This is a genomic window from Pseudomaricurvus albidus, assembly GCF_018863235.1.
Lineage (GTDB): Bacteria > Pseudomonadota > Gammaproteobacteria > Pseudomonadales > Cellvibrionaceae > Pseudomaricurvus > Pseudomaricurvus albidus.
Genome location: NZ_JAHKRS010000010.1, coordinates 37,480 through 59,523 on the forward strand (window position 1 = coordinate 37,480; position 22,044 = coordinate 59,523).

The following is a 22,044-nucleotide window of genomic DNA, read 5'->3' on the forward strand; positions in this document are numbered from 1 at the left end:
AGCAAAGGGTGTGCCAAATCCTGTCTGATTCCCAGGTTCTGGACTTCATTGGACTGCAGCCCAGAGATGACGTGGTGCCACGGAAATCAGGGCATGGTTTGTGGCTGGATTAGGACAAAAAGGATTGCCGTTTTTGAGTGGCTGTTTGCCGCATTACCAAGGGCGGTGGCAGGAGGCTGCCGCTTTTGCGGCAAACGGAATATGCGGGAACACCATTGTGAGTAGATAGTGCTTCAGGAAGTGTGAAAGCGTATTCCCTGTATCGCTTAAAATCCGTACAATGGCCGCCTTTTCTCAACAAGCACCGTGCCCCAGGTTTTATTATGTCCGATGTTACTGCTCCAGAAACCCTTGATCGCAAGCAGCAGCTCGAGTTCAACAAATTGCAGAAACGCCTGCGCCGTAATGTGGGTAATGCCATTGTGGATTACAACATGATCGAGGATGGTGATGTGGTTATGGCATGTATCAGTGGTGGTAAGGACAGTTTTGCCATGCTTGATATTTTGCTGAATCTGCAAAAGACCGCGCCGGTAAAGTTTCAGGTGATTGCGGTGAACATGGACCAGAAGCAGCCGGGTTTCCCTGAGCATGTGTTGCCGGAATACTTTGAGTCGATTGATGTCCCTTATTACATTGTCGATAAGGACACATACAGTGTTGTGCGTGAGAAAATCCCGGAAGGTCAGAAAACCTGTGGACTATGTTCCCGTCTGCGCAGGGGGACTCTTTACGCCTTTGCTGAAAAAATCGGGGCTACCAAATTGGCACTTGGGCACCACATGGATGATATCGTGGAAACACTATTCTTGAATATGTTCCATGGTAGCCGGCTCAAAGCCATGCCTCCTAAATTGCGCTCGGACGATCAGCGCAATGTGGTTATTCGTCCACTGGCCTATTGCCGGGAGTCGGATCTGATAGCGTTTGCTGATCACAAGAAGTTTCCGATCATTCCCTGCAACCTGTGCGGGTCTCAGGAGAATCTTCAGCGGCAAGCCATCAAAGCCATGTTGCAGCAATGGGAAAAGGACGATGTCAGTCGTGTTGAGCGTATTTTCAAATCCATCCAGAATGTTTCTCCCAGCCAGCTGGCCGATCGTGACCTGTTTGATTTCGCCAACCTGCCGTTAGATCGCTCCGGTGATCGCGCCGAATACGATTACGACGAAGCTACCATCGGGGCTTCCAATGTTGAAAGAACCGGTTCAGCTATCCCGAATGGCGTTCAAATCGTTGAGGCGATTCAGCTTCCCTAAATCAATTCTTGTATTGGTTGTGGCCTTGTGTGACTTTTCCGCCTATGGTGTAAGAGGTTGTACAGGGACTCTAGCGTCAAGCCAGTTATAGATATTTCAGAATTGCCAACTTTTGGTTCTTTGTAAATCCTGGTTGTGGCTGCTATTTCTTCTTAATGGGGTAAGCAACGTGCTCCAGGTACCTTGTTGCTCCAAGAGAAACAGCCAGATGTAGCGTGTTTTTGGAAATGGCTTTGAAGACGTGAAGTGGCTCATAATTAGACAATTTGTGCGCTTCAAAGTGAGTCGGGAATGCTAAATCGATCATGGAAAGCCGCGGAACCTTTCTGAGACGATAGCAGCACATGGATAGCGCTTGTCGCATAAGAAGAGGTGGTAATGAGAGAGACTATGGTGAACGCGGCTATGGTTAAAACCTACGAAGTGGTTTACATCGATAAATTCTCTGATGCCATTGAGGCAGACTTAGCACGGATAAGCCTTAAAGAGCGTTTTCAACTCAGTGATCGCAAATTGGACATCATGGCCAGCGGTACTCCGGTCGTGGTCAAGAAAGGCATTTCCTACGAGGAAGCCTGCAAATTTGAAGAGGCAATCAAGCGCTCAGGTGGGGTTTGCTGGATTCAGGAAAGCTCTCCGGATGGCCTCTATCACGAAAGACGTGGCAGTAAACGCCGGGCTCTGATGGATCGCCGTGACCATTACCGTGGCTCTGCTATTCAGCCAGATCGCAGAATGGGGATAGGGCGCCGTAGCATGGATAAAAGACACTAGACCAGTACCGGTTCGGGTAATTACCGGTCTTTTCCTCTTGTACTGTGTCTCCCGAACCGTTCAAGCGCCAGAAACCTTATCAGTCAAAAACCTGACCAAACACCTTTGGTTAAGCGGCTGACACTTGCGGGCAGCCGCTGACATACTCTCTGTAGTGCCTGATAAACTCTTCCCGGCTGGGGTTTGGATGTCGCTGGTAGTGGCGCTTCCAGAATCTCGCCAGCCCTTCCAGGTCATGCGCATCTGGCAGTGGCTTGAAGTTTCTGTAATAAATCAACCAGGCAATTGCGGTGGCATAACGCAGGTTTGTTGCCAGCTCTCCATGTGGGTTGATCAAAAAGTCATGTTGACTGGCGAGTCCCCGTATCGTTGAAGCCAGATTGGGATGGTTGATCAGGAACTGGTCCCAGATCTTTCGGTGGGTGTAGGGGCGAATGCGGAAAATCCCGAGCCCCTGCCGACAGTGGAGCCTCTTTCGGTGGTTGTCTGTCAGATGAAATCCCAGGCCGGATTCGCGAGCTGCGGTACCCAACAACAATTCCTCGGCGGCGTCGGAACGATGTTCAAGCAGTTCCAGCGTTGGCCGGATAACGAAAGTACGCAATTCTTCAGCACAAATACCCATGGTCTTACCTCTCAAGGGTGGCTTTTATTGGTTCTGATCGTTTGGTCTTGCTCTTAATTCAGTGGTACTTATTGATGGTTCTGCTGCTCTCCTTGAGTGTGTCGTTACCGGCTGGGTCAGGTGACCGATAAACCCGATCAGATAAAACTCAATGAGTGCTGAATTAAGTAGTAGCTGTTATCCGAAGGCTATTCCAGTTTCTCTTGATATTTTAGTCGCTTAGATTACCTTCTTAAGGCTCTTTGGTACGTTATTGAGTTAACTGGTGTTCGAACTGGCATCAAAAACATTCCTTTGTTGTTATGTGTGCCAGTTGCTTCAGCTCGGTCTAAAGGTCGGAAACGGTATGTCGCGTAGAGAGGGAATGCAGATCTGGGTGGGTTAATCGTCCAGAATGAGCAGGCTGAATGTTGGCAGATCCGAATCGGTCAGGTGTTCGCGTCCTCCGAGAGAGCTGAGATCCACAATAGTGGCGATTTCAGAAATGGAAGCCCCTTGCTTGTTAACCAGCTGAGCCGCGGCATACAGGGTTTGTCCGGTTGCCAGCACGTCATCCACAATCAAAACCCTGTCGCCGGATTTGAAAGAGTTTTTCTTCAGTTCCAGACGGTCATCAGAGTATTCACAGGTGTAATCCTGATGATCCACCTCACCCGGGAGCTTGCCCGCCTTGCGAATCAGAACCAGAGGCTTGTTCAGCGCGTAAGCCAGATTGGATCCAAGTAAGAAACCTCGGGCTTCCAGGGCGGCTATATGTGTTATGTCGCTATCCATGTAACGCAGGACCAGCTCATCAGTGATATGACGCGCGGCTCTGGGGTTGCAGAACAGCGGGGTGATATCGCGAAAATTCACCCCTGGCTTGGGCCAGTCTTTAATGATCGGCAGGTGGGACTTAACAAGAAATTCATCCACAGGCATAGGTCACCTTCTTCCATGGGTTAAAAAGTAATGGCCATAAGCCTAAACCACTCGTGATGTTCAGATCGGGTTATTTCGTGATTTCCAGGCCAGGTCGTTTAAACGTTATATCTAGCGATTATAGTGCACGGGGATTTCCGTCGTATCTTTCACTTCTTCCATAACCACATAGCTCGTACAGTCCTGCACCCCCGGCAGTGTCAGCAGGGTCTCGCCATAAAACGTGCGATAGGAGCTCATGTCGGCCACTCGCGCCTTTATCAGGTAATCGAAGCTGCCACTCACAAGATAGCATTCCTGAATTTCGGGAAGGGCGATAGCGGCTTCGCGAAAGGCTTCAAACGTATCCTGGGCGGTGCGGGATAAGCTGATTTGTACAAACACCACCAGACCGGCCGAAAGATAGTCGGGGTTGATCAGTGCTGTGTAGCCTTTAATCACCTTGTCCCGCTCCAGTCGTTTGACCCGCTCCTTGCAGGGGGTAGCGCTAAGGCCAACTTTGCGAGACAGCTCGGCATAGCTCATTCGGCCGTTTTTTTGCAGTGCGCGAATAATATTCTTATCAAGGGTATTAAGTTTTTCCATGGAAGAAGCCAAAAGTTATTGTTTCGCCACTTATTCTAGTCGATTCGGCTAAAAAAATTAAATTATAAAGCGAATTATGTGAGTCGAGCTTATTAATATAACACTCAGTTCGAGCTTAAATGAAAGTTTGAATGTTGGTATACAGTCCTGACGGTTGAGGCGCCGCAGGAAGTGATATCCGGGTAAATAATAATTGGAGAAGCAGCATGTTGATTGGCGTACCTAAAGAAATTAAGAACCACGAATACCGTATAGGCCTGACTCCTGCAAGTGTCAGGGAGCTGGTTGAGCGTGGCCACAGTGTCATTGTAGAAACCAATGGTGCCGTGGAAATTGGCTTTGAAGATGCAGACTATCAGGCGGCAGGAGCGACTATCGTCGACACGCCAGAAGAGATTTTTGCCAAGGCAGACATGGTGGTCAAGGTTAAGGAACCTCAGCCACATGAATGTCGTCAACTGCGCGAAGGTCAGTTGTTGTTTACCTATTTACACCTCGCTGCAGACGCCGAACAAGCTGAGCTGCTGGCTGCTTCGGGTGCAAGCTGTGTGGCTTACGAGACGGTTACTGATGCTGCCAATGGCCTGCCTCTGCTGGCTCCAATGTCAGAAGTAGCGGGTCGCTTGTCAGTACAGGCTGGCGCTTATCACCTGCAGAAGGCTCAGGGTGGTATGGGCGCTCTGTTGGGCGGTGTTCCTGGTGTTGCCCCAGCCAAAGTTCTGATCATCGGTGGCGGTGTTGTCGGTACTCAGGCTGCGACCATGGCCGTTGGCCTTGGCGCCGAAGTGACTTTGCTGGATCGCTCTTTGCCGCGTCTGCGTCAGCTGGATACTGAGTTTGCTGGCCGGGTGAAGTGTGTGTACTCCAGCTCAGAGTCGATTGAAACCTATGCACTGGAAGCCGATCTGGTCATTGGTGCCGTTTTGATCCCGGGAGCGGCGGCTCCAAAGCTTCTGTCCCGTGATTTGATTTCCCGTATGAAGCGCGGCTCGGTGGTTGTTGATGTTGCTATTGATCAGGGTGGGTGCTTTGAGACCTCCAAGGCAACAACTCACCAGGAGCCAACTTATGTAGTGGATGGTGTTATTCACTACTGTGTAGCCAACATGCCTGGCGCCGTGGCTCGTACATCCACTATGGCTCTGACCAACGCTACCTTGCCGTTTGTGCTGGCTTTGGCCGATAAAGGTGTTGAGCAGGCAGTAGCCGCTAACCCTCACCTGTTGGCTGGCTTGAATGTCTACAAGGGCAAAATAACCTGTCAGCCAGTTGCCGAGGCCTTGAACGCAGAATATGTACCACCAGCAGCGCTGTTGGGTTTGGCCCCTGAGCTGTCGCAGGCCGCTGTAGCGTCTGTGAAATAACGGAAAACACTTTATTCAGAATCAGACATGAGTCTCTCATGGACATTCCTCTCGAATGTTCTCTGTTGAGGAGATGCCCTCAATCCGTTTTCCCGCGGATAAAGCACACCTTTTTAGCCGGCTTCTAGCCGGCTTTTTTTTGTTTGTATGTTTTGGTGTAGAATTTGGCGACGCAGGGGTCGTGCTTTGCGGTTTGGGCGGTAAGATTACAGACTGATTCAACGAATTGGTAAATCGGCCGACATCCTTTTAAGTCTTTGGTCCTTGAGTGGCGTGAAAATTGACTCGTGCGAAATATGAAGCCAGTCTTACTTTACATTTCACCGGTCAGTGGCGATGTTAATGACTTTTACGGACACTCCAGTTTGAAAGTGTAAATCATTTGTGTTTCGGTCCTGGTTTTGTCTGATGTCAGGTCATGTGAATAAGATCATTATTACAGGGTTGATCGGACCTGTCTGAAATTAGCCTGATAAACGTAAGAGAGCTCATTAGTGCATTCATTTTTCCAAGGGATATCCTACCGCCTGGCTTCTGTAGGGGTCATATTAGCCTTTGCTCTGGGAATCCTGATGAGTTCTATCCAGTTATATCTGGATTTTGTCTCACAAGAGAGCGAAGTTGATCAGCTGATTGACCGGGTTGTTGAAGTGGCTGGGCCACCGGCAACACGTGCTGTACATACCCTGGATGATGATCTTGCTTCAGAAGTGGTCAATGGCATGCTGGCATATGACTTTATTTACGACGTGATGATCCTGGATGAGCTGGGTAATGTGTTGGCAGACGCGACTAAGCCGCGAGTCAAACACCCTGTGGGCTGGTTAACAGAGAAAGTTATCGCCGATAGCAAAACCTATTCTGCCAAACTGCTCCTGCCCGGATATGAGCAGGAGACTTTCGGTTCCATTATCTTCAAAGTTGATTTGAATGCTGCCTTGAGTACCTTTTATCAGCGTTCCACTCTTGTCGTTCTGAGCGGGATGCTGCGTAATATTCTGTTGGTTCTGCTGCTGTTTTTTGCCTTTTATTACCTTTTGGCCCGCCCACTGATCCAGATGTCCAGAGAGTTTCGATCAATACGGCTCGACATGCCGGGGGCAAAACGTATTACTGTCCCGCATCCGGATAAAAACGATGAATTAACCCAGTTGGCGTTGTCCAGTAATCATATGCTCGATGCCATTGAGGAAACTTTCGCCAAGCGTCTGGAAATAGAACAAGACCTTCGAGACAGTGAGGAGGCCATACGACAGATTATCAATGAGTTGCCAGCGATGGTGGGTGTCAGGCATCTGGATGGCCGCCTCGAGTTTGCCAATGAAAATATGGCCAGTTTCTTTGGGCGGGATGTGGATACCATCAGCGGGCTGAATGTTCTTGATTCTCATCTGATAGTCGATGTTGAATCCCACGAGCTTGATGGACAAAGTGATCGGGGAAATGTGGTAGAAGGGGCGTTTGAAGGCTATTTCAAAGGAGCCAATGGCGAGCGAAGATACCTGCAGGGCAATGTGAAGCCCATTGTTCTTCATGGTGAAACCTTACTGTTGATGGTGATGAATGACATCAGTGAGCGTAAGGAAACGGAAGAAAAAATGGAGTACATGGCGTATCACGATGCACTCACCAACTTGCCTAACCGGATGCATTTGGTGGAACGTCTGGAAAATGAAATCCGCAGGGCCCGCCGCCATCATTATTATGGTGCAGTTCTGTTTATCGATCTGGATCACTTCAAAAATATCAATGATTCGCTGGGGCATCCAGTGGGGGATATTGTTCTCAAACAAGTGGCTCAGCGCCTGCAACATTCAGTGCGGGAAGAGGATTTGGTCGCTCGCCTGAGTGGTGATGAATTCGTAGTAGTGCTCACGGTTTTGGATCAGGAGCTGGACATGGCTGGCCTCAAGGCCGGTGAAGTGGCCGAAAAAATCCGTAAAAGTATTTCCGAGCCTTATCCCTACGATGACATCACTCTCCATGTGTCCTGCAGTATCGGCATTGTGGTGTATTCGGATAATGAAAGTTCTGTGCATGAACTTCTGCGTTTTGCCGATACTGCCATGTACCAGGTGAAGGCCAAGGGGCGTAATGCCATTGAGTTTTTCAATTTGGGTATGGCAGATAAAGTCAGTCATCAACTTAAACTTGAGAGTGAATTACACAAGGCGCTGAAAGAAAATCAGTTTGAACTGTATTTTCAGCCCAAGGTGGGTGTTACCAGCGGCCGAATCCTGGGCGGGGAAGCCTTGCTCCGCTGGAATCATCCAGAGCGGGGGATGATCTCACCTGGAGAATTCATTCCTGTGCTGGAAGCATCCGGTTTAATGATTGAAGTGGGGCAGTGGGTGATCGAGGAAGGTTGTCGAACGTTGAGCCACCTGGCTCGGGCCGGCCTTTGGGAACAGGGTATGCGCCTCAGTCTGAACATTAGCCCGCGGCAGTTTCGTGGGCAGAGTTTCGTAGAAAACATGGCCAGAACTTTGGAAGAAACACCGATTCCTCCTAAAAGTCTCGAACTTGAGTTAACCGAAGGGGTGGTGATTCAAAGTGTGGAAGAAACCATCACCATTATGACGGCGCTTTCGTCCATGGGTATCGATTTTTCTCTCGATGATTTCGGTACCGGCTATTCCTCGATCAGTTATCTCAAACGTTTGCCGGTGACTACACTGAAAATTGATTACAGTTTCGTCAGGGATATTGTAGAAGATCGCAACGACCGTGTTCTGGTGGAAACCATTGTTACCATGGGGCAATTGCTGGATCTATTGGTAGTCGCCGAAGGTGTAGAAAACGAACAGCAACTGGATATCCTGGCGGGATTTGGCTGTGATTGCTATCAGGGGTATTACTTCAGTCGTCCGGTTCCTCTGGAGGAGTTCAAGCAATTGCTGCGGCGCGATCAGTCGACGGAGTTTGCGGGTCAGGGGGGCATCTAGACAGGAAATAATCTCGCCAGCAATACCGGTACTGCGGTTTCAACCCGCAAAATCCGGGAACCTAAATGAATCGTTTGGCAGCCAGCCTGATTCAGTTTTTCAATCTCATAATCTATGAATCCGCCTTCAGGCCCAATAACCAGAAGCGTGTCCTCATCACTGGCTGCAGGGCAGGGAATAGCTTGTTTTGGATGAGCGACCAGTGCGCGCCTTCCCTCACAGAGCTGTGGCAGTTCATCTTCTACGAACGGTTTGAAGCGCTTTATCAGACGTACGGTCGGTAAAACTGTGTCCACGCCCTGTTCCAGTCCGAGAATCAACTGCTCCCGAATGTTCTCCTCGTTGAGCCAGGGAGTCTGCCAGTAACTTTTCTCTACCCGGTAGCTATTGATCAGAATCAGTTCTTTAACACCCATGGTGGCAATAGTCTGAAAAATTCGTTTCAGCATTTTAGGTCTGGGCAGGGCAATTATCAGGGTAAGCGGTAAACCTGCTGGAGGCTCTTTGTTCAGAGTAACTTCCAGGAGAATGTCTTTTGGGCAGATCTCGGTGACTTGTGCTTCTCCCTGCTGGTTGTTGATTAAACCCACGCGCACGCGATCACCGACTTCAACTTTGTGGACGTTGAGTAGATGGTCACGCCGTCTGTCAGCCAGCTTGACGGTGGTGGGGGTGATAAAGTCAGATTGGGAGAGCAGTAAAAGATTCATTGGGCTTCATGGTGTTGAACAGGCAGCCATTATCCCGCAAGTGAGGAGTGAATGCACAGATATCAGTGTGTGGCGAAGAGGAGGTCGACCGGTTGAGAGATGGAGCGGAAATCGCTAGAATCCCTTTCTCTTTACGATTGATGTCACGTCAGTCGGTCTTTCCGCCCTTAGCTCAGCTGGATAGAGCGTCCCCCTCCTAAGGGGAAGGCCAGTGGTTCGAATCCACTAGGGCGGGCCATTTAGCCTGCCATTCTCAAGTCGCTTTAGGTGAGGGCTTTTACACAGCGTTCTCTTGATCTAAAAGCCGCCACCCTGTTTTACGGTTAAGCCTTCACCACGGTATGGCTGTTGCTGTGTGTCTGGGTAGAGCCCTTGGCAGTATAGAGATTGGCTGGTTCTATCATTTGACCTCGCATTAAACCCATCAGTTTTTGCAGGGTTTTCTGGCCTCGGGCGATCATTTTGCCATTGAGGTCGTTATGTTGCTTACACTCATTGATCAAGGCCTGAAGCTCGTTCCAAAGAGGTGGCAGTTGAACCGGATCAAGTTCGTTTAACAGGCGATTCCAGCAGACTTCATTGGACATACCGGTGCGCTGTACCAAAAAATTGACCCAGGCACTGCGTTGTCTGGTGCTTTGTTCCAGTTTGGCCATGAGCACCTGTTTTTCGCCGACCAAAGTCCCGAGACGTGTGTGATCTCGTTGTTGGAGAATCTGATGTTCTTCTTTCAGGAGGACGAGAAGGGAGCCAGCAGTCTGAATGTCCTGACTGAGGAGTTGCTGTACCGCAGGTGCCGATACATTGGCGGAAGCGGTGTTTGACGGTGTTGTAACGGACATGGCTACCTTCCACTTAATCAGAATTGGAAATGGTCAAAATTGCATAACGAGTCTTAAAGAATCAAGCACGCACAGCCGGGAATTGCAGCGTGGAATTCGGTGTTGTTCGTCATGCGGTCGTCTTTGGGGCTTGTTGACAAGCCTTTTCAGTGAGACTTTAGATCACGCAGTTTTAAAACAGTCGATCCTGAGCCAACATGCGTTCAGCAATGCGCTCTGGATTGATTTCATAGGTGCCTTCGGCAAGGGCCTGTTTGATTTCGGCCACTCGCTGGGTGTCTACGTCCGGCGTCGCGTGAATTTTACTTTCCAGCTGGTTCAGGCTTTGAGCTTGTGAGCTGAGCGAGACTTCTGGCTTTTGTACGCTTTGAGAGGGTGTTTCGGCAGTATTGCTTTTGTTGCCGGTACCCGCATCTATCCGTCCTTTGGCGCTGTTGCCTGAAGAAAGGATGTTGGTGTTATTTGAATCAATAACCATTGCTGCAATTCCCATTGTGTTGTGGTGCTGTCATCTTTGGGTTTTTTGACCAAAGCTGTCCTTGCTGAGGGTTTCGGCCGTTGCCGGGATAACTTTAGTCAAAACCTTATCTTTTTTACTTCTTTTTTTTAAAACCCGTGCATAAGGGTCAAAAAATTGAACTTTTGTGCTCTGCGTCTCATTTCAATCCCGCTTTTACGGGGTTTTGGCTCTTTCTGTGGAGGGTTAAGAGTAATTACCCTCAAGTTTGGTTATAAGAGCTGTTGTCACATAATGACCTGAACCTGGCCTTTGGCGGTCACCCGGGCTTTAATGATGCGCTCACTCTTCAGGTTCTGGACGCGTATCTGCTGTCCTACCTTGCCATCATTCATTGCGATACCCGAGGTAGACACAGCAATTCCGCCACTGACCGCTGTGACATTTACGGTGTCACCTCTTTGAATAACCTCTGGTGCCGTGACACTGGAGGTTCTGATGCTGTCACCCAGATTAATAGGGCGCTTGGCAACCTTGCCGCTGATTCTGGCCGGGTCGGATATAGTTCCGTTACCCAGACTGCTGACACTGCGCAGCTCCAGAGAGACATCATCCTCTGACAGACTTTCTCCACGACCTATATTGCGCGTGGCTACCAGAATGTGACGAAGGCGATCGACCTGGGCCGTCAGGTAGAACGACCAGGTCGAAGATCCGGGGCATTGAACCCTGAGTGTCACATTGCTGGCGCTCAGTTGTCTGCCATGCAGGTCATATGTCAAAGGTTTGTCACAGGCCTTCAGTCTTAACCGAGTGTCAATCGAACTCACATCAACGCTGATCTGGTCATGTGGAAAACCATCCTGTAATACCTGAGTCAGGTATTGCTTCGCCGCTGCCGGAATGTCAGACATTTCTTGCCATTGACTGGCCTGAGACGCCGTAGCAAAGGCTATGCAAAGGCTTAAGGCGAATTGTAGACCTCCAAATTTCATGGCTTTCTCTTGTTAATTTCGTCGTGATGGCTGAGCTCTGTTAAAGGCTTTACCGCGCCTGCCGCTATAGCTATTGATCAAGCTGCAGTCAGTCCCGGACCAAAGGGACGACGGATTTGCCGTGATGCTGATAACAGACTTAGCAAGCACCGTGCCGATTTTTAGCAGCATTACCGAAACCGTTACAAACAGGCTTTGAGGAGACGTCATGGCTGGAGTTATGGATAGCGTGAACCAACGTACACAGCTGGTGGGACAAAACCGGCTTGAGTTGTTGCTTTTCCGTCTCGGCGGACAGCAGCTGTACGGTATTAATGTATTTAAAGTGAAGGAGGTTCTGCAGTGTCCCTCCCTGAATGCGATCCCGCAGCGTAACCGCGTGGTTCGCGGGGTCGCTCATATTCGTGGCAATACGGTTTCCATTATTGATATGAATCTTTCCATTGGGCGCAAGCCGCTGGATGATATTGAAAACTGCTTTGTGATTATCACGGAATACAATCGGTCTACTCAGGGGTTCCTGGTCCGTGGTGTTGAACGTATCGTCAATATGCACTGGGAAGAGATTCATCCGCCACCAACAGGCGCCGGCAAGGATAACTATCTGACAGCAGTGACAGAGGTTGACGGGCAATTGGTGGAGATCATCGATGTCGAAAAGATTCTGGCTGAGGTCTCGCCGATCAGTGAGGAGGTCAGTCCTGGCATTATTGAAGATGGCATTGCCGAGCGTATTGTGCAGAAACATGTACTGATTGTGGATGACTCCGCTATTGCCCGTAAGCAGGTACAGCGAGTGGTGGAGTCCATGGGGATCAAGACAACCCTGAAAAAGGATGGCCGCGAAGCCATTCAATATCTCAACAGCATGCTGGAAGAGGGATTGGATCCCAATAGCGAATTGATCATGGTCATTTCAGACATAGAAATGCCGGAAATGGATGGTTACACCTTTACTGCCGAAGTGCGCAGTAATCCGGCGCTCAAGGATTTGACCGTGGTTTTGCATACATCGCTCAGCGGCGTATTCAACGAATCCATGGTGAAAAAAGTGGGTGCGGATGACTTTATGGCCAAATTTAACCCGGATGAACTGGCTCGTCGGGTTAATGATCGGGTGCTGCAAATCAGCGGCGAAAGTTTACTGGAAGAACCGCTGGAAGCGGTGGGCTAGACTTAGACCTGCTTCACTATCTTGACTGTACTTTATTTGCCCTTCGGGCAAAAATAGAAGGCTGACAAACTCTTGGACTTTAGGGCGACAATACGCATGACTGACAGTGGTTTTACGGCACCCCAGCCACGCCTGGTGAGCCCCACTATGGATTCCGGTGAGTTTGAAAGTTTTCGGCAATTTTTGCAGGACGCTTGCGGTATTCATCTGGCGGAAAACAAGCAGTACCTGGTGACCACCCGCATTCGCAAAATTCTGCAGGATAATAAGCTCGAAAGTCTGAGTGCTCTGGTGGATCAGCTACGTCGAAGCCGCCACTCCAAGCTTCGTGAGCAGGTAGTGGATGCCATGACGACTAATGAAACCTTTTGGTTTCGTGATGTGCATCCCTACGACTATCTGCAGTCGACATTGTTGGCCGAAATACAGCAAAAGCCAGAGTCGGGGCCGATTCGTATCTGGTCCGCTGCCTGTTCGTCGGGGCAGGAGCCTTATTCAATCAGTATGACCGTAGAGGAAAGTCGTCGACTGAATCGTCTGTCTTCGGCTCGCCCGGTTGAAATTGTTGCTACTGATTTGTCTGCCAGTATGCTGCAGCAGGCTCAGGCTGCAGAATACGATAAAATGTCTGTCCTGCGTGGTCTGTCTTCGGAGCGGCGGGAGATGTTTTTTGACCAGCTGTCGGATGAAGTATGGCGGGTTAAGCCCTTTGTTCGCAGTCGTGTGCAGTTCAGGTCACTGAATTTGCTGGATTCTTATGGTGGCCTTGGTCGTTTCGATGTCATCTTTTGCCGTAATGTTTTGATCTATTTCACCGGTGAGCTCAAGCAGAATATCCTTCAGCGTTTGCATGCCTCCCTCAAACCCAACGGGGTGTTGGTGCTCGGATCTTCTGAGGGGCTTGGGGGGGCTTCAGATCTGTTTGAAATGGTTCACTGCAAGCCGGGAATCATGTATCGGGCCCGTTGAGTTCAGATTGGACCCTGCTTCGCTTCTATTTCCTCGTTGCCATCCGTTTGTGGAATATCCCTTCTTTTTTGCCTGTCATAGCCTTTGCCGTTTTGCGGTAAAGGTTTGCCGCTTTGGTTTCTCGATTCTGTTGTTAGACCATTTTATGCGGTCTTATTGAATGGGAATCGTCCTGTAGCCCCCTGTTTTAAAGGGGGGTGTCTGATATTTTAAATTTGGCACAGCTATTGCTATCTACTGTGAAGAGAACTGTTGATTGCCGGTTTGAGGCAAAGATCAGCAGGGTATTCAAAGAGTTGAGGTGACAAATGGCTATTGGTTTTGATCAGGCGTTAGGGATTCATGATGATGCATTGCGTTTTCGCAGTCAGAGATCATCCATTCTCGCGAACAATCTCGCCAACCTGGATACCCCCAACTACAAGGCTCGGGATATCGACTTCAAGTCGGCTCTGGCCAAGGCTGCATCGGGTTCTTCAGCATCACTGGAAATGGCTGCTACAAATTCAGGGCATCAGCACGGTGTGAGCATGTCATTGGGTGATGGCGGGGCTCAATATCGAATCCCGACTCAGCCCAGCATTGATGGTAATACCGTTGAAGAGCATGTTGAGCATGCCAAGTACATGGAAAACTCTCTGGATTTTCAGGCGACGTTTACCTTTTTGAACAGCAAATTTAAAGGCTTAACCACAGCCATCCGCGGCGACTAATTACAGCGGTAATCAGAGGAGAATTCATCATGGCGTTAGGCAACGTATTTGATATCGCGGGTTCAGGAATGACGGCGCAGAGCGTCCGGTTGAACACTACCGCCAGTAACCTTGCGAATGCGCAGTCGGCCAGCTCCAGCAGTGATCAGGTGTATCGCAGTCGCCAACCGGTTTTCAGTGCAATTTACCGTGATGCAGCGGGCGATGTGACTGACAAGACCAACCCTCAGTCACAGGCGGGTGTACAGGTGATGGGAATTGTTGAGAGCGATGCGCCTCTGCAACGTCGTTACGAACCCAATCATCCTGAGGCTGATCAGGAGGGCTATGTGTTTTACCCCAATGTGAATGTGGTTGAAGAAATGACCAATATGATTTCGGCATCGCGTTCGTTTCAGGCGAATGTTGAGGTGATGAATTCTGCCAAGCAAATGGTTCAGCGTGTACTGACTCTGGGTCAGTAAGGCGATAGAGGGCGAGTGAAATGGATGTAAATGCAACAAGCAGCAGTGTCCTGAGTCAGCTTTCCTCCTCCAGAGCTTCGGAGGAGGCCAAAAGCAATGAGTTGGGTAAAGACGAGTTCCTGACCCTGTTGGTGACCCAGATGAACAATCAAAACCCACTGGAGCCACAGGATAACGGTGAGTTTATTGCCCAATTGGCTCAGTTCAGTTCGCTGGAAGGTATCGATAACCTGAATGACACCGTTGATGGTTTTGTCAGCAGCTATCAATCCAGTGCCGCGCTGGAGGCTACAGCGCTGGTTGGACGCCAAGTGCAGGTGCGTACTGATACTGCCTGGATGCAGGAAGGTGAGGCCTTCCGCGGTGTGGTAGAGCTGCCGGTCAGCAGTCCGGAAGTGAAGGTCAGTATTTATGATTCTGCCGGCCAACTGGTGCGCAATGTGGATCTGGGCAGTCAGACAGCAGGTAATCATGATCTGGTTTGGGACGGATTAAATAACGACGGCGAGGCTTTACCGTCCGGATTGTACACCGTGAAAGCTGAAGCGCGTTTTGATGGTGAGATGTATCAGGTAAGCACTCTGTTGGGCGCTAATGTCAACAGTGTGACTCTGGGTAGTGCCGGATCTTCTCCGACCTTGAATCTTGCAGGTCTGGGCAAGGTGTCTCTGGATGATGTACAAACAATCATGCAGTAACGGTCAAGACTGGCTCTGAAGCCGGCTGAAGGAATGGAAACGCCAGGCAGTGGTCGGCGTGTAAAAAATGACAGCGCAGCAGCGCAACAGCATCAAGTGAGGACAGGCAATGTCGTTTAATATCGGATTGACGGGTATTCGTGCAGCAGATAACGATTTACGGGTAACGGGCAACAATATTGCGAACGCCAGCACCACCGGTTTTAAGCGGTCGCGCACTGAGTTTGGTGATGTGTATGCCAGTTCCATTGTTGGTACAGCCAATAACGCTGCTGGGAGTGGCGTGATGTTGGCGGACATTGCCCAGCAGTTTACTCAGGGTAATATCACGTTTACTGACAATGTGCTGGATCTGTCTATCGATGGCAGTGGCTTCTTCATCATGAGCGATGGCGGGGACATCAGTTACACCCGTTCAGGCATGTTCTCTACCGATAATCAGGGGTATGTGGTCAACAACTCCGGTTTTCGTTTGCAAGGGTATGGCGCAGATGAGGAAGGCAATATCATTAATGGTGTGCTTACCGACCTGCAGATTGATGCCAGTACCCAGGCGCCCAAATTAACCACCGAAGTAAACTCAAACTTCAATCTGGACTCAACAGAGCAGGCTCCGGAAAAAATTACCCAAACCTTGAGCTCGGCTAATCTGGCGGCCAGTTTGGCAGGATTGGAATTGCATACGACAACGGGGAGTATGGATCTGGATGCTCTGCTGGCCGGGGTGGATCTCACTTCTGCTCTCAGCGTTGCGGATGCCTTAAATACCAAGGGTACCGAGCTGGGGCTGGATATTATCGCAACGGCGGATACCGTCAACTCGACCGTCTCAGTAACTCTGGGTGATGGCCTGGTTTTGAGTAATGATGTGAATGGCGATGATGTTGTCGATGCCGGTGAGATCCTCACCGTAGACAGCCGTTCTGCGCAATTTGATCCAACTGATCCGGATACTTACAACTCGGCTACTTCGGTCACTATTTATGACAGTCTGGGTAACCCTCATGTCATGACTCAGTATTTCGTGAAAGGTCGTACGGAATCTGCGGACGAAACCACCGATGCGGCTACCAGTGTGGCGACTACTTCCAATAACTGGACCATGTATATCCAGATTGACGGCGAAAACGTAGGCCCTGTGGATGCCGCTGGCGATTCTACCGGGTTTGCCATGCGCTTCAGCAGTGATGGCAGTTTGCATCCGACGTCTGATCAGTCTTTTGTTATTGATAACTGGACCCCGCTGGACGAAAACGGCAATTACAACGGTGCCTTGCCGTCTGCCCCCGGCGCAACCTTGCCGCTTCCAACTCCCGCAGCGTCTTCAAATTTTGTCATCAATATTGGCGGCTCTACACAGTACGGCTCTGATTTTGGTGTGAATGATGTGGATCAGGACGGTTACACCACGGGCCGTCTGTCTGGTGTCAGTATTGATGATGGCGGTGTGGTATTTGCCCGTTTCACTAATGGTCAGGCTCAGGTTCTGGGTCAGGTAGCGCTGGCAGGCTTTAATAATGAACAGGGCTTGCAGCCTCAGGGAGCTACGGGTTGGACAGAAACCTTTGAGTCAGGCACACCTTTGGTTGGAGCCCCGCAAACAGCGGCTCTGGGATTGATTCAGTCCGGTGCTCTTGAGGATTCCAATGTGGATTTGTCAGAAGAGTTGGTCAATCTGATTATTGCGCAACGCAACTACCAATCCAATGCCAAGACCATTGAGACTGCAGACCAAGTGACCCAGACAATCCTCAACATCTAAATCTATTTGGTCTAAAGAGGGGTAACTGTTCATCGGTTTCCCCTTTACTTTTCCTGCCGATTTAAAATTGGCCTGCTCCTTGCAATATCTCTGACAGAACCCCAAAAGCGGCAAACTTTGTCGCACTGGGGGAAATGTTTAAGAGGAGATTTGCAGTGGACAAGGCTCTATACATATCCATGACCGGCGCCAAACACAATATGATGGCGCAAGGTGTTCATGCCAATAATCTGGCCAACGCCAATACCAATGGCTTCCGTGCTGACTTTGCTCAGGCGCGGAGCATGCCGGTATACAACGGCGAAGGTTATCCCACCCGTGCTTACGCCCTGACGGAAAACCCCAGTACAGATTTTTCTCAGGGGCCGATGATTCAGACCGGTAACGATCTGGATTTTGCCATTGAAGGTGAAGGCTTCATTGCCGTTCAGGGGATGGATGGTCAGGAAGCCTATACCCGTTCAGCCAGTCTGCAAATCACCCCACAGGGCCAACTCCTGACCGGCAATGGTTTTCCGGTGTTGGGCGATGGTGGTCCGGTGTTTATCCCGCCCAACAGCAAAGTGGATATCGGTGCTGACGGCACGATTACCACAACCGGTGATACGCCGCTGGATCAGGCTCAGCTTGATCGTCTGCGTCTGGTCAAGCCCGATATGGCGCAAATGGTCAAAAGTGAAGATGGTCTTTTTCGTCAGAAAAACGGCGCTCAGGCTCCCGTGGATGGCAGTGTGCGTCTGCAGTCCGGATTTGTGGAGGGCAGTAACGTAAACACGATTACCGAGTTTACCGAAGTGTTGTCGTTATCCCGCCAATATGAACTCAGCATCAAGATGATGAAGACCGTTGAAGGTAATTCTGAAGCTTCGGCGCGGTTATTGCAGAGTTAACGGCAGAGCGAATTAGCGTCAGCATTTTGTCATATATGCAAGCGGGCGTGGCGGAGTGACGAAATACCACCAGCCACCATCCGATAAAAGAATGAATGAAGAATAGGTAACCGTATGATTCCAGCTCTATATATCAGTAAAACAGGCCTGAGCGCGCAGGATACACAACTCAGTACTATCTCGAACAACCTGGCTAATGCTTCAACGGTGGGGTTCAAGCGTGAGCGGGCCGTGTTTGAAGATCTGTTCTATCAGGTGCAGAGACAGCCTGGGGCGCAGTCCAGCCAGGACACTCAACTGCCATCGGGTCTGCAGGTAGGTACCGGTACCCGTATTGTCGGAACTCAGAAAGAGTTTACTTCTGGCAGTATGCAGGTGACTGGCAACAGTCTGGATGTGGCCATCAACGGCCGTGGATTTTTTCAGGTACTGGGTGCGGATGGAGAGCTGGCTTATACCCGTAATGGCGAATTTCACCTCAGCGCTGAAGGGGAGATCGTCAACGCGGCGGGGCTGCCGCTGCAGCCTGGCATTGTGGTTCCGGAGGGTACCATGCAGCTGACCATTGGTGATGACGGTATGGTCAGTGCGACCGTGAGTGGCCAGACCGATCCACAGGAACTGGGTCAGATTGAATTGGCGGATTTCATCAATCCGGCTGGTCTGCAGGCAGTGGGTGGCAACATTTTTCGTCAGACGGCTGCCAGTGGTGATCCGGTTACCGGTATTGCCGGTCTGGATGGTATGGGCTCGGTTAAACAGGGCGCTCTGGAAAACTCTAACGTGGATATCGTGGAAGAAATGGTCAACATGATTACCACGCAACGGGTTTACGAATTGAATTCCAAAGTGGTTTCAACGGCAGATCAGATGCTGCAGTACATCAGCCAGAATCTGTAATTACACGAATAGTGCAAAACGATAGGTAGCGTCATGCTTTCTGTGGTGAAAACAAAAACTGTCTCTCAAGTCGTGGCTAAGCCAGTACTTCTGATGTCTGTTTTAATGGTCTTCATGTCCGGTTGTACCGTCTACAACACCGTGCAACCAGGTGATCCGGCTTACGCGCCGGTACTGGGGCAGACTCAGCAGCAGGTTCAGCAATCCTCCGGTTCTCTGTACCGTCAGGGGTATGGGTTGGAGTTGTTTTCAGACAGCAAGGCCCATCGGGTTGGAGACGTGATTACCATCGTTTTAAACGAGCGAACCGTATCTCAGAAGAGCAGTAATGTCTCTATTGCCAAAGAGAGTGATAACTCCCTCAATGCCGGTCCCGTGTTGGGCACTTTGCCGACCTATAAAAATCTGAGTCTGGACACTGATATCAGTCAGAATCGGGATTTCTCCGGAGAGTCCGATGCCGACCAAAGTAACCGGCTGGAAGGCAATATTACCGTGACAGTTGCCGAAGTGTTGGCCAACGGCAATCTGATTGTGCGTGGTGAAAAGTGGATGACTCTGAACCGCGGGGATGAATACATACGTATCAGTGGCATCGTGCGACCGGATGATGTGACTCCTGAAAACACCGTGCTATCCAATCGTCTGGCGAATGCCCGAATTTCTTACAGCGGCACAGGTGACCTGGCCAACAGTAATCAAATGGGCTGGTTGAGCCAGTTTTTTAACAGCCCGCTCTGGCCACTTTAAGCTCTCTACCGGATATACATCTGATGAAAACATTATCACTTAAGTTACAAGCTGCAATCAGGCCTCTTTTGGCGATTGTTTGTGTAGTAATGGTCACAGTAACGGTAACAACAGGTTCTTCCCCGGCCAGTGCCGAGCGCATTAAAGACCTGGCCGACATTGCCGGTATCCGCTCGAATAAACTGTTGGGTTACGGATTGGTGGTTGGTCTGGATGGTACCGGTGATAAAACCAATCAGGCGCCTTTTACGACCCAGTCTTTTAACAGCATGGTTAAGCAGTTCGGCATTAATATTCCTGCCGGTACGCGTTATAACCTGAAGAATGTGGCTGCAGTCATGGTCAGTGCAGAATTACCTGCCTTTGCCAAGCCTGGCAAAAAAATTGATGTCACAGTTTCGTCCATCGGAGACTCCAAAAGTCTTCGTGGCGGAACGCTTTTAATGACACCCTTAAAGGCTCTCGACGGGAATGTCTATGCAGTTGCTCAGGGCAATTTGTTGGTAGGGGGCTTTGGTGCTGAAGGCAATGATGGCTCTAAGTTAACGGTCAATATTCCCAGTGCCGGCCGTATTCCTAATGGCGCTATGGTAGAGCGCAGCTCACCCAATGATTTTAATGATGGTTCTCCCATTGTTTTTAATCTGCATCAATCAGATTTCACCACCGCAAAATACATTGCCAAGGCGATTAATGACATGCTGGGCCCCGATGTGGCGAAGCCATTGGATGCAGCCTCCATTATGGTCAGTGCTCCTCTGGACCCTGCACAAAAAGTGAATTTCCTGTCGCTGCTCGAAAATATCGAAGTCAAAACCGGTCGGGCACCCGCACGGGTTGTGATTAATTCCCGTACAGGAACCATCGTTGTTGGGCAGGACGTGCGTGTTGAGCCAGTAGCGGTAACTCACGGCAGCTTGACCGTGAGTGTATCGGAAAGCATTCAGGTCAGTCAGCCTGGGGCGTTGTCTGGTGGAGAGACGGTGGTTACGCCTCAGACCAATGAAGTGTCTGCGGAAGAAGAAATCAACCCCATGTTTAAACTGGAAGCCGGAACCAGTCTCGAAAGTATTGTGAGAGCCGTCAACCTTGTCGGTGCAGCGCCCAGTGATTTAATGGCAATTCTTGAGGCTATGAAACAGGCAGGCGCATTGAAAGCCGACCTGATTGTTATATAAACCTAATTGCTTAATCAGAATCACAAGTTAATCCACTTCAATCAGTCATCAGTTTGGAACCTTTTATGAGTCTTGATCAATACAGCGCAATGCCGCCCGGTCTGGGTACAGACGCCAGTGTCTATACAGATTTGACGGGACTGCAGAAAATCAAGCAATTGAATAAAGGCAGTACCGAGGATCGGGATCAGGCTCTGGAACAAGTTGCACAACAGTTTGAATCTGTATTTCTCGGCATGATGATGAAATCAATGCGAGATGCCAATAAAGCATTTGAAGATGATGAAATGTCTGGTTCCAGTGAAATGAAGTTTTATCAGCAAATGTTTGATCAGCAATTAACATTAAGTCTCTCAAACAAGGGTGTCGGTATTGCCGAGGCGATGGTAAGACAATTGAAGCAGGGCGTGTCGACCAGTGAAATACCTTCTGTGACTTCGCCAGTAACAGACGGCTCTGACATGAATAACTACTTCAAAAACGTGATCGAGAAAGTGGTTAGCAGTGTTGTGGATGATGCTGGCCAGAGCCCGGTAACCAGCACCCCGACCAGTGATCAAAAGACCTTACGGAACTCTGAAGAAAGCCTGACACTGGAAACATTTAAGGAGCATCTGTTACCTTTGGCCCGCAAAGCGGCAAAAGCACTGGGTGTGGATGCCGGTGTTATTCTTTCCCAGGCGGCGTTAGAAACTGGTTGGGGTCGACATATGATTAAAGATCAGGATGGTCGCAACAGCTATAACCTGTTTGGCATTAAAGCAGACAGTGGTTGGCAGGGGGATACGGCCGTGGTTTCAACTCTGGAATATCGTGATGGTATCCCCGCTCAGGAAAAGGCCAGTTTTCGCTCTTATAACTCCTACGAAGAGAGTTTTAGAGATTACGTATCCTTTATACAAAGCCACAGCCGTTATCAGGATGCACTCAAGTCCGGGGCAGATGCCAGCAAGTATTTAAATGGCTTGCAACAGGCAGGCTACGCAACAGACCCCAAGTATGCTGACAAGATTATGGGAATCGTCGAGCAGCATTTCCCGAAACAACTGGCGGATAGAGGTTAAGTATC

At 49.8% G+C, this 22,044-nt stretch carries 22 protein-coding genes and 1 tRNA gene; 16 read left to right on the top strand and 7 right to left on the bottom strand.

From position 1 onward, the window contains the following. The first annotated feature begins 323 nt into the window (after positions 1-323). Positions 324-1,259: a tRNA 2-thiocytidine(32) synthetase TtcA gene (gene ttcA, locus KOI40_RS15025; RefSeq protein WP_216098358.1), complete on the top strand. Its 936-nt coding sequence runs from the start codon at positions 324-326 to the stop codon at positions 1,257-1,259. A gap of 378 nt (positions 1,260-1,637) precedes the next feature. Beyond that, positions 1,638-2,033: a hypothetical protein gene (locus KOI40_RS15030; RefSeq protein WP_216098359.1), complete on the top strand. Its 396-nt coding sequence runs from the start codon at positions 1,638-1,640 to the stop codon at positions 2,031-2,033. Between the two features lie 109 nt (positions 2,034-2,142). On the opposite strand, the gene KOI40_RS15035 is transcribed toward KOI40_RS15030, so the two are convergent. The 3 genes from KOI40_RS15035 to KOI40_RS15045 all read right to left on the bottom strand — a co-directional run bounded on the left by KOI40_RS15035 (position 2,143) and on the right by KOI40_RS15045 (position 4,164). Then, positions 2,143-2,658 carry a hypothetical protein gene (locus tag KOI40_RS15035; RefSeq protein WP_216098360.1) on the bottom strand — a complete coding sequence of 172 codons (516 nt, stop codon included), beginning with the start codon at positions 2,656-2,658 and terminating at the stop codon, positions 2,143-2,145. Positions 2,659-3,039: 381 nt separating this feature from the next. Next, positions 3,040-3,579, bottom strand: a complete 540-nt coding sequence (locus KOI40_RS15040; RefSeq protein ID WP_216098361.1) for an adenine phosphoribosyltransferase — start codon at positions 3,577-3,579, stop codon at positions 3,040-3,042. Positions 3,580-3,690: 111 nt separating this feature from the next. Next, on the bottom strand, positions 3,691-4,164 hold the full coding sequence (locus KOI40_RS15045; protein ID WP_216098362.1) for an Lrp/AsnC ligand binding domain-containing protein: 474 nt from the start codon (positions 4,162-4,164) through the stop codon (positions 3,691-3,693). 206 nt (positions 4,165-4,370) lie between these two features. Here KOI40_RS15045 and ald point away from each other — a divergent pair, with 206 nt between their 5' ends. Next, the gene (gene ald, locus KOI40_RS15050; RefSeq protein WP_216098363.1) at positions 4,371-5,528 is read left to right on the top strand and encodes an alanine dehydrogenase; all 1,158 of its coding nucleotides are present in this window, start codon (positions 4,371-4,373) and stop codon (positions 5,526-5,528) included. A gap of 572 nt (positions 5,529-6,100) precedes the next feature. After that, positions 6,101-8,473 carry a putative bifunctional diguanylate cyclase/phosphodiesterase gene (locus KOI40_RS15055; RefSeq protein WP_216098364.1) on the top strand — a complete coding sequence of 791 codons (2,373 nt, stop codon included), beginning with the start codon at positions 6,101-6,103 and terminating at the stop codon, positions 8,471-8,473. Here KOI40_RS15055 and KOI40_RS15060 read toward each other — a convergent pair. Beyond that, positions 8,470-9,183 (bottom strand): 16S rRNA (uracil(1498)-N(3))-methyltransferase, encoded by a 714-nt coding sequence (locus tag KOI40_RS15060; protein ID WP_216098365.1) that lies wholly within the window; start codon positions 9,181-9,183, stop codon positions 8,470-8,472. The two genes, KOI40_RS15055 and KOI40_RS15060, sit on opposite strands and share 4 nt — an antisense overlap. A 161-nt stretch (positions 9,184-9,344) precedes the next feature. On the opposite strand from KOI40_RS15060, the gene KOI40_RS15065 reads away from it, so the two are divergent. Next, positions 9,345-9,421: transfer RNA gene (locus KOI40_RS15065), tRNA-Arg, on the top strand. A gap of 85 nt (positions 9,422-9,506) precedes the next feature. On the opposite strand, the gene KOI40_RS15070 is transcribed toward KOI40_RS15065, so the two are convergent. The 3 genes from KOI40_RS15070 to flgA all read right to left on the bottom strand — a co-directional run bounded on the left by KOI40_RS15070 (position 9,507) and on the right by flgA (position 11,477). After that, the gene (locus KOI40_RS15070; protein WP_216098366.1) at positions 9,507-10,025 is read right to left on the bottom strand and encodes a flagella synthesis protein FlgN; all 519 of its coding nucleotides are present in this window, start codon (positions 10,023-10,025) and stop codon (positions 9,507-9,509) included. 172 nt (positions 10,026-10,197) lie between these two features. After that, on the bottom strand, positions 10,198-10,503 hold the full coding sequence (gene flgM / locus KOI40_RS15075; RefSeq protein ID WP_216098367.1) for a flagellar biosynthesis anti-sigma factor FlgM: 306 nt from the start codon (positions 10,501-10,503) through the stop codon (positions 10,198-10,200). 266 nt (positions 10,504-10,769) lie between these two features. Further along, positions 10,770-11,477, bottom strand: a complete 708-nt coding sequence (gene flgA / locus KOI40_RS15080) for a flagellar basal body P-ring formation chaperone FlgA (RefSeq protein WP_216098368.1) — start codon at positions 11,475-11,477, stop codon at positions 10,770-10,772. Between the two features lie 208 nt (positions 11,478-11,685). Between flgA and KOI40_RS15085 the strand changes: the two genes are divergently transcribed. From KOI40_RS15085 to flgJ, 11 genes are all read left to right on the top strand, one after another. Next, on the top strand, positions 11,686-12,651 hold the full coding sequence (locus KOI40_RS15085; protein WP_216098369.1) for a chemotaxis protein CheV: 966 nt from the start codon (positions 11,686-11,688) through the stop codon (positions 12,649-12,651). 96 nt (positions 12,652-12,747) lie between these two features. Next, complete coding sequence (locus KOI40_RS15090) at positions 12,748-13,620, top strand: CheR family methyltransferase (RefSeq protein ID WP_233710313.1); 873 nt, start codon at positions 12,748-12,750, stop codon at positions 13,618-13,620. A gap of 308 nt (positions 13,621-13,928) precedes the next feature. After that, a complete protein-coding gene (gene flgB, locus KOI40_RS15095) occupies positions 13,929-14,333 on the top strand; it encodes a flagellar basal body rod protein FlgB (RefSeq protein ID WP_216098370.1) in 405 nt (134 codons plus the stop codon). Positions 14,334-14,362: 29 nt separating this feature from the next. Further along, positions 14,363-14,797 carry a flagellar basal body rod protein FlgC gene (flgC, locus tag KOI40_RS15100; RefSeq protein ID WP_216098371.1) on the top strand — a complete coding sequence of 145 codons (435 nt, stop codon included), beginning with the start codon at positions 14,363-14,365 and terminating at the stop codon, positions 14,795-14,797. 20 nt (positions 14,798-14,817) lie between these two features. Continuing rightward, a complete protein-coding gene (locus KOI40_RS15105) occupies positions 14,818-15,495 on the top strand; it encodes a flagellar hook assembly protein FlgD (protein ID WP_216098372.1) in 678 nt (225 codons plus the stop codon). 109 nt (positions 15,496-15,604) lie between these two features. Continuing rightward, positions 15,605-17,257, top strand: coding sequence for a flagellar hook protein FlgE (locus tag KOI40_RS15110; RefSeq protein ID WP_216098373.1), 1,653 nt, complete (start codon positions 15,605-15,607; stop codon positions 17,255-17,257). Between the two features lie 155 nt (positions 17,258-17,412). Then, the gene (gene flgF, locus KOI40_RS15115) at positions 17,413-18,147 is read left to right on the top strand and encodes a flagellar basal-body rod protein FlgF (protein ID WP_216098374.1); all 735 of its coding nucleotides are present in this window, start codon (positions 17,413-17,415) and stop codon (positions 18,145-18,147) included. 114 nt (positions 18,148-18,261) lie between these two features. After that, the gene (gene flgG / locus KOI40_RS15120; RefSeq protein WP_216098375.1) at positions 18,262-19,047 is read left to right on the top strand and encodes a flagellar basal-body rod protein FlgG; all 786 of its coding nucleotides are present in this window, start codon (positions 18,262-18,264) and stop codon (positions 19,045-19,047) included. A 93-nt stretch (positions 19,048-19,140) separates the two neighbouring features. Then, positions 19,141-19,797 carry a flagellar basal body L-ring protein FlgH gene (flgH, locus tag KOI40_RS15125; protein ID WP_216098376.1) on the top strand — a complete coding sequence of 219 codons (657 nt, stop codon included), beginning with the start codon at positions 19,141-19,143 and terminating at the stop codon, positions 19,795-19,797. An 89-nt stretch (positions 19,798-19,886) separates the two neighbouring features. Further along, entirely contained in the window at positions 19,887-20,975 is a 1,089-nt protein-coding gene (locus KOI40_RS15130; protein WP_216098465.1) for a flagellar basal body P-ring protein FlgI, read from the top strand. 65 nt (positions 20,976-21,040) lie between these two features. After that, complete coding sequence (gene flgJ, locus KOI40_RS15135) at positions 21,041-22,039, top strand: flagellar assembly peptidoglycan hydrolase FlgJ (protein WP_216098377.1); 999 nt, start codon at positions 21,041-21,043, stop codon at positions 22,037-22,039. Positions 22,040-22,044: the final 5 nt, after the last annotated feature.

Coding starts and splice junctions, on each gene's coding strand:
- ttcA (WP_216098358.1), top strand. CDS start 324: ATGTCCGATGTTACTGCTCCAGAAACCCTTGATCGCAAGCAGCAGCTC.
- KOI40_RS15030 (WP_216098359.1), top strand. CDS start 1,638: ATGAGAGAGACTATGGTGAACGCGGCTATGGTTAAAACCTACGAAGTG.
- KOI40_RS15035 (WP_216098360.1), bottom strand. CDS start 2,658: ATGGGTATTTGTGCTGAAGAATTGCGTACTTTCGTTATCCGGCCAACG.
- KOI40_RS15040 (WP_216098361.1), bottom strand. CDS start 3,579: ATGCCTGTGGATGAATTTCTTGTTAAGTCCCACCTGCCGATCATTAAA.
- KOI40_RS15045 (WP_216098362.1), bottom strand. CDS start 4,164: ATGGAAAAACTTAATACCCTTGATAAGAATATTATTCGCGCACTGCAA.
- ald (WP_216098363.1), top strand. CDS start 4,371: ATGTTGATTGGCGTACCTAAAGAAATTAAGAACCACGAATACCGTATA.
- KOI40_RS15055 (WP_216098364.1), top strand. CDS start 6,101: ATGAGTTCTATCCAGTTATATCTGGATTTTGTCTCACAAGAGAGCGAA.
- KOI40_RS15060 (WP_216098365.1), bottom strand. CDS start 9,183: ATGAATCTTTTACTGCTCTCCCAATCTGACTTTATCACCCCCACCACC.
- KOI40_RS15070 (WP_216098366.1), bottom strand. CDS start 10,025: ATGTCCGTTACAACACCGTCAAACACCGCTTCCGCCAATGTATCGGCA.
- flgM (WP_216098367.1), bottom strand. CDS start 10,503: ATGGTTATTGATTCAAATAACACCAACATCCTTTCTTCAGGCAACAGC.
- flgA (WP_216098368.1), bottom strand. CDS start 11,477: ATGAAATTTGGAGGTCTACAATTCGCCTTAAGCCTTTGCATAGCCTTT.
- KOI40_RS15085 (WP_216098369.1), top strand. CDS start 11,686: ATGGCTGGAGTTATGGATAGCGTGAACCAACGTACACAGCTGGTGGGA.
- KOI40_RS15090 (WP_233710313.1), top strand. CDS start 12,748: ATGACTGACAGTGGTTTTACGGCACCCCAGCCACGCCTGGTGAGCCCC.
- flgB (WP_216098370.1), top strand. CDS start 13,929: ATGGCTATTGGTTTTGATCAGGCGTTAGGGATTCATGATGATGCATTG.
- flgC (WP_216098371.1), top strand. CDS start 14,363: ATGGCGTTAGGCAACGTATTTGATATCGCGGGTTCAGGAATGACGGCG.
- KOI40_RS15105 (WP_216098372.1), top strand. CDS start 14,818: ATGGATGTAAATGCAACAAGCAGCAGTGTCCTGAGTCAGCTTTCCTCC.
- KOI40_RS15110 (WP_216098373.1), top strand. CDS start 15,605: ATGTCGTTTAATATCGGATTGACGGGTATTCGTGCAGCAGATAACGAT.
- flgG (WP_216098375.1), top strand. CDS start 18,262: ATGATTCCAGCTCTATATATCAGTAAAACAGGCCTGAGCGCGCAGGAT.
- flgH (WP_216098376.1), top strand. CDS start 19,141: ATGTCTGTTTTAATGGTCTTCATGTCCGGTTGTACCGTCTACAACACC.
- KOI40_RS15130 (WP_216098465.1), top strand. CDS start 19,887: ATGGTCACAGTAACGGTAACAACAGGTTCTTCCCCGGCCAGTGCCGAG.
- flgJ (WP_216098377.1), top strand. CDS start 21,041: ATGAGTCTTGATCAATACAGCGCAATGCCGCCCGGTCTGGGTACAGAC.